Source organism: Streptomyces sp. M2CJ-2, from assembly GCF_016757295.1.
In the GTDB taxonomy this organism is placed as follows: domain Bacteria; phylum Actinomycetota; class Actinomycetes; order Streptomycetales; family Streptomycetaceae; genus Streptomyces.
On the sequence record NZ_JAESIF010000146.1, the window covers coordinates 1 to 6,282 of the forward strand.

Genomic DNA, 6,282 nt, shown 5'->3' on the forward strand with positions numbered 1-6,282 from the left:
CACCGGGAACGCCTCATACAGACCCCGGCCCATCCCCACCCGCTGCGCCCCCTGCCCCGGGAACACGAACCCGGTGGCCTCGCCGATCTGCGCCACGCCGCTCACCGCGTTCTCGGCGTCGTCGGCCAGCCGGGCGAGTTCGTCGAGGAGGTGGGCGCGCTGGGTGCCGAGTACGACGGCCCGGTGTTCCAGTGCCGCGCGTGTCGTCGCGAGCGAGTAGCCGACGTCCACCGGGCCCAGGCCCGCGTCGGCCCGTACCCAGTCCGCCAGGCGGGCCGCCTGCTCCCGTACCGCCTCCTGGCTCTGCCCCGACAGCACCCACGGCACCACCGGCAGGGTGACCGTCCCGGGCACGGACTCGCTGTCCTCGCCCGGGGCTTCCTCGATGATGACGTGGGCGTTGGTCCCGCTGATCCCGAACGACGACACGGCTGCCCGCCGGGGGCCGTCGCCCCGTGTCCAGGGACGCGACGACGTCAGCAGTTCCACGGCGCCCGCCGACCAGTCGACCTGCGGTGACGGCTCGTCGACGTGGAGCGTCGCGGGCATGACGCCCGCGCGCATGGCCAGGATCGCCTTCAGGACTCCGGTCACGCCGGCGGCGGCCTGGGTGTGCCCCAGGTTGGACTTCACCGACCCCAGATAGAGCGGCTCGTCGGCCGGCCGGTCCTGGCCGTAGGTGGCCAGCAGCGCCTGCGCCTCGATCGGATCACCCAGCGTCGTGCCGGTGCCGTGCCCCTCCACCAGGTCCACGTCGGCGGCCGACAGGCCCGCGCCCGAGAGCGCGGCCCGGATCACCCGCTGCTGGGAGGGACCGTTCGGCGCGGTCAGGCCGCTGGACGCGCCGTCCTGGTTGACCGCCGAGCCCGCCACCACCGCGAGGACGGGGTGGCCCAGTCGGCGGGCGTCCGACAGACGCTCCACCACCAGCACGCCCACGCCCTCGGAGCATCCGACGCCGTCGGCGGAGGCGGCGAAGGCTTTGCAGCGGCCGTCGGGGGCGAGGCCGCGCTGCTCGCTGAAGTAGACGAACATGTCGGGCGTTGCCATCACCGTCACGCCGCCGACCAGGGCCAGCGAGGATTCGCCGCGCTGGAGGGACCGCACCGCCAGGTGGAGCGCCACCAGGGACGAGGAGCACGCCGTGTCCACCGTCACCGCCGGGCCCTCCAGGCCCAGGGTGTACGCCACCCGGCCCGACACCAGGGAGCCGCCGCTCGTGCCGGTGCCGTAGTCGTGGTACATCACGCCGGCGTAGACGCCGGTCGGGCTGCCGGCGAGTGTGTCGGGGACGATGCCGGCGCGCTCCAGGGCCTCCCAGGAGCATTCGAGCAGCAGCCGTTCCTGCGGGTCCATGTCGCGGGCCTCGCGGGGTGAGTTGCCGAAGAACGCGGCGTCGTAGTCGGCGGCGTCGTAGAGGAAGCCGCCCTGACGGGCGTGGCTGGCGCCGGGGCGTTCCCCCGTCGGGTCGTACAGCTGGGCCAGGTCCCAGCCGCGGTCGGTGGGGAAACCGGAGACGGCGTCCGTGCCGTCGAGGAGCAGCCGCCACAGCTCCTCCGGGGTGCGGATGCCGCCGGGGAGGCGGCAGGCCATGCCGACGACGGCGATGGGTTCGTCCGTCGTCGGGGCCGCCGCCTCCGCGGTGAGGCGTGTGTTCTCCTCGCGCAGCCGCTCGTTGTCGATCAGGGTCTGGCGGAGTGCCTGGACGACCTGATCCATGGAACTCGTCTGTGTCACTTTGCCGTTCCCCGCTCGTCCGTGTCGGTCCTCTGCTGCGGTACGCCGTCGAGCGCGGCCCGCACCAGGGCGTCGATGTCCATGGCCGCGATCGCCTCGCGGCGGGCCTCCGGGGCGGCGCCGACGGCCTGGGCGTCGCTCGCGCCGGGGGCGTGGCCGTTGCCGTCGCCCGCCGCCTGCGGGGCGGTGGGCTCGGCGAGGGCCAGGAGACCGTCCAGGAGGCCGGACTCGCGCATGCGCTGGACCGGGACCCGGGTCAGCAGGCTCAGGACGGCGTCGTCGCTGAGCTGCGCCGGGGGGTTGCCGCCGTTCGGCGCCTGCGCCTCTGCGGGGTCGCCCAGTTCGTCCCGGAGTTCTTCCAGGAGGTACCCGGCGAGCGCCGTGGGGTTCGGGTGGTCGAAGACGAGCGTGGCGGGCAGCCGCAGGCCGGTGACCGTGCCGAGGCTGTTGCGGAGCTCGACCGCGGCGAGCGAGTCGAGGCCCATCTCGGTGAAGCCGCGACGGGGGTCGACGGACCGCGCGTTGTCGTGGCCGAGGACAGCCGCGGTACGCCGGCGGACCACGCCCAGGAGGAGGCGGCCGCGTTCCTCCGCGGAGGAGGCGGCGAGCCGGTCGAGCAGGTCGGCGTCGTCCTTCGGACCGCCCGCGCCGCCGGCCGTGGCTGGTGCGGAGGAGGTGGCGGCCGGCCGAAGGGGGGGCCGGCCGGCCGCCAGACCGCGCAGCAGCGCGGGAGCGGCCGCGCGGTCGGTCAGGGTGTCGAGGTCGAGCTTGAGGGGGGTGAGGACGGCGTGGGTAGCGGTCTCGGGCAGCCGGGCGGCGTCGTCGAACAGCGCCATGCCTTCGGCCATCGTCAGCTCGCGGATGCCCGAGCGGGCGATGCGGCCGACGTCGATGGCGCCGTCGCTGCCCTCCCACGGCCCCCAGGCCAGCGCCCGGGCGGGCAGCCCCGCGGCCGTACGGTGCTGGGCGAGAGCGTCGAGGAAGGTGTTGGCGGCGGCGTAGTTGGCCTGTCCCGCGGTGATGACCTGGCCGCCGGCCGAGGAGTAGAGCAGGAAGGCGGCGAGACCGAGGTCGCGGGTGAGTTCGTGCAGGTGCCAGGCGGCGTCCACCTTCGGCCGCAGGACGGCGTCGAGCTGCCGCGCCGTCAGCGAACCCAGCACGGCGCCGTCCAGCTGCCCGGCCGCGTGCACCACGGCGGTCAGGGGCCGGCTCGGGGGGATCGCCCGGATCAGGTCGGCGAGGGCGTCGCGGTCGGCGGCGTCGCAGGCGGCGACGGTGACGTCGGCGCCGAGTTCCTTCAGCTCGGCCGTCAGCTCGTGGGCCCCCGGGGCCGCCGTACCGGTGCGGCTGGTGAGCAGCAGGTGCCGGACACCGTACGCGGTGGTGAGGTGCCGGGCGAGCGCGCCGCCGAGCAGGCCGGTGCCGCCGGTGATCAGGACGGTGCCCTCGGGGTCGAGGTCGCGCCAGGGGTTGTGGACAGCGCTGTCGGCCGCGGTGGGCGGGGGCGTCGCGACGAGGCGGGGGATGCGGACGGCGCCGTTGCGCAGGGCCGTCTCGGGTTCGCCGGCCGCGAGCGCGGTGGGCAGGGCGCGCAGGGACGCTTCGGTGCCGTCGGTGTCGACGAGGACGAAGCGGTCCGGGTGCTCGGCCTGCGCCGCGCGGACCAGGCCCCACAGCGGGGCGAGCGCGAGGTCCGGAGCGCTGTCGGACGCCGGATCCGGCACGGCGACGGCGTGCGTCGTCACGACGACGAGCCGGGTGTCGCGCAGGCGTTCCTCCGCCAGCCAGCCCGTGAGCAGCGCGAGCATGCGGTCGGCGGTGTCCCGCACCCGCTCGGGGAGGCCGCCGTCCAGGTGCGGCGTCCGCGGTGCGCAGGGCAGCAGGACGGTCGCCGGGGCCGGGTCCGTACCGGAGGCGATGGCTTCGGTCAGCGCCGCCAGGTCGGCGTGGCGGGACAGGTCGGTGCCGAGGGCTGTCGCGGTCGCGTCGTCCGCGAACGGGGTCAGGACGGCCCAGCGGTGCGGCTCGGCGGACGGCGCCGGCGCGCCGGGGGGCAGGGGCTGCCAGTCGGTGCGGTGGAGCGCTGAGGTCACCGGGTCGGCCGTGGCGGCGCTGAGGTCGGTGTCGGTGACGGGGCGGGAGACCAGCGAGGCGACGCGGGCGACGAGCCGGCCGTCACCGTCCGCCAGTTCCACGGACGTCAGGTCGTCTCCGCGCATCCGTACGATCCGTACGCGCAGGGCGGACGCACCGGTGGCGTGCAGCGAGACCCGGTTCCAGGCGAAGGGCAGCAGCGGCGGGCCGTCGGTGTCGTTGAGCAGGTCGGCGTGGAGGGCGGTGTCGAAGAGGGCGGGGTGCAGTCCGTACGCGGCGGCGCCGGCGGCGGTCTCGGCGGGCAGTTCGACCTCGGCGAAGACCTCGTCGCCGCGGCGCCAGGCGGCGCGCAGGCCCTGGAAGGCGGGGCCGTAGCCGTAGCCGCGGCTCGCCAGGTGCCCGTAGGCGGCGGTGAGGTCCAGCTCCACCGGTGTCGCGCCCGCGGGCGGCCACACCTCGAACGCCGCAGCGGGCGCGGAGTCGGCGGCCGGGGCGAGGACGCCCTCGGCGTGCCGCGTCCAGTCGGCGCCGGCGGGCGCGTTCTCCGGCTGGGAGAAGACGGTCACCGGGCGCCGCCCGCTGTCGTCGGGTGCGCCGACGAGGACCTGGAGGGCGGTGCCGCCCTGGTCGGGGACGACCAGGGGGGCGTGCAGGGTGAGTTCCTCGACCTGCGGGCAGCCGGCCTGTTCGCCGGCCCGCAGCGCCAGTTCGACGAAGCCGGTACCCGGCAGGAGCATCGCCCCGTGCACGATGTGGTCGGCCAGCCAGGGCTGCGCGTGGACGGAGAGGCGACCCGTCATCAGCAGGCCGTCGGTGCCGGGGAGGGCGACGGCCGCGCCGAGCATGGGGTGGCCCACGGGCACCTGTCCGACACCTGCCACGTCGGTGGCGGGGGCGGCGTCGAGCCAGAAGCGGCGGTGGCGGAAGGCGTAGGTCGGGAGGTCGACCACCGGGCCCGTGCCCAGCAGGCCGGCCCACCGGACGTCGGCGCCCCGCGTGAACAGCCGGGCCAGGGCCGCGACGGCCTCGGCGTCCTCGGGGCGGCCGCGGCGCAGTACGGGCAGGAAGACGGCGCCGCTGTCGGCGTCGACGCACTGCGCGCCCATGCCGGCGAGGACCGCGTCCGGGCCGATCTCGACGAAGGTCCGTACGCCGTCGGCGGCGAGGGCCGCGACGGCGTCGGCGAAGCGCACGCCGTCGCGGACGTGGTCCACCCAGTACGCGGGGGTGCACAGCTCGTCCCCGGCGCGGGCGCCGGTGACGGTGGAGACGAAGGGGATCTGCGCGGGCGCGTAGGAGATGCCGGCCGCGACGGCGCGGAACTCCTCCAGCATCGGCTCCATCAGGGACGAGTGGAAGGCGTGGCTGACCTTGAGCCGCTTGGTACGGCGTCCGAGCTCCGCCAGCTGCTCCACCACGGCCTCTACGGCCTGCGCCGCACCCGAGAGGACCACCGCCCGCGGACCGTTCACCGCGGCGATGTCCACGCCCGCCGCCAGCAGCGGACGGACCTCCTCCTCGGCCGCCTCGACGGCCACCATCACACCGCCCGCGGGCAGTGCCTGCATCAGCCGGCCCCGCGCCGCGATCAGCCGGGCGGCGTCGGGGAGGGTGAGGACGCCGGCGGCGTGCGCGGCGGCGATCTCGCCGATGGAGTGGCCGGCCACGAAGTCGGGGCGGATGCCCCAGGACTCGAGCAGGCGGAAGAGGGCGACTTCGAGGGCGAAGAGCGCCGGCTGGGTGAACTCGGTCTGCTCCAGCGCCTGCCCGTCGCCGTCGACCACCTCGCGCAGCGGACGCGGCAGGTGACGGTCCAGCTCCGCGCACACCGTCTCGTACGCCTCGGCGAACACCGGGAACGTCGCGGCGAGTTCCTTGCCCATGCGCATCCGCTGGGAGCCCTGACCGGAGAACAGGAACGCCGTCGAGCCGTCCTGCTCCCCGCCCTGGAAGACGCCCGGAGCGGTGCCGCCCGTGGCGAGGACGTTCAGGCTGCGGAGCAGTGTGCTCCGGTCCTCGGCCACGATCGCGGCCCGGTCCTCCAGTCCGGCACGGGATGCCGCCAAGGACCTGGCCAGGTCGAGGAGGTTCAGGTCCTCGTGCGCGACGACGAAGTCGCGCAGCGCCCCGGCCTGCGCCTGGATGCCGCCCCGGGCGGAGAACACCACGGGCACGGGCGTACCGGCCGGGAGCGTGGACGGCTGCTCGTCCGTACGGTCCGCCTCGGGCTCTGCCGACTGTTCGAGGATGACGTGGGCGTTGGTGCCGCTGATGCCGAAGGAGGAGACACCCGCCCGGCGGGGACGGCCGTCCTCCGCCCATTCCTGCGGCTCGGTCAGCAGCCGGACGGCCCCCGCCGACCAGTCGACCTGCGAGGACGGCACGTCCACGTGCAGCGTGCGCGGCATGTGGCCCGCACGCATCGCCATCACCGCCTTGATCACACCCGCC

2 protein-coding genes are annotated in these 6,282 nt (G+C 75.5%); both read right to left on the bottom strand.

Features of this window, described 5'->3' with window-relative positions; genetic code table 11:
• Positions 1–1,719 (bottom strand): type I polyketide synthase (locus JL475_RS37740; RefSeq protein WP_237409409.1); only part of this gene is annotated, 1,719 nt, incomplete at its 3' end.
• Between the two features lie 14 nt (positions 1,720–1,733).
• Positions 1,734–6,260, bottom strand: a complete 4,527-nt coding sequence (locus JL475_RS37745; protein WP_202282730.1) for a type I polyketide synthase — start codon at positions 6,258–6,260, stop codon at positions 1,734–1,736.
• Positions 6,261–6,282: the final 22 nt, after the last annotated feature.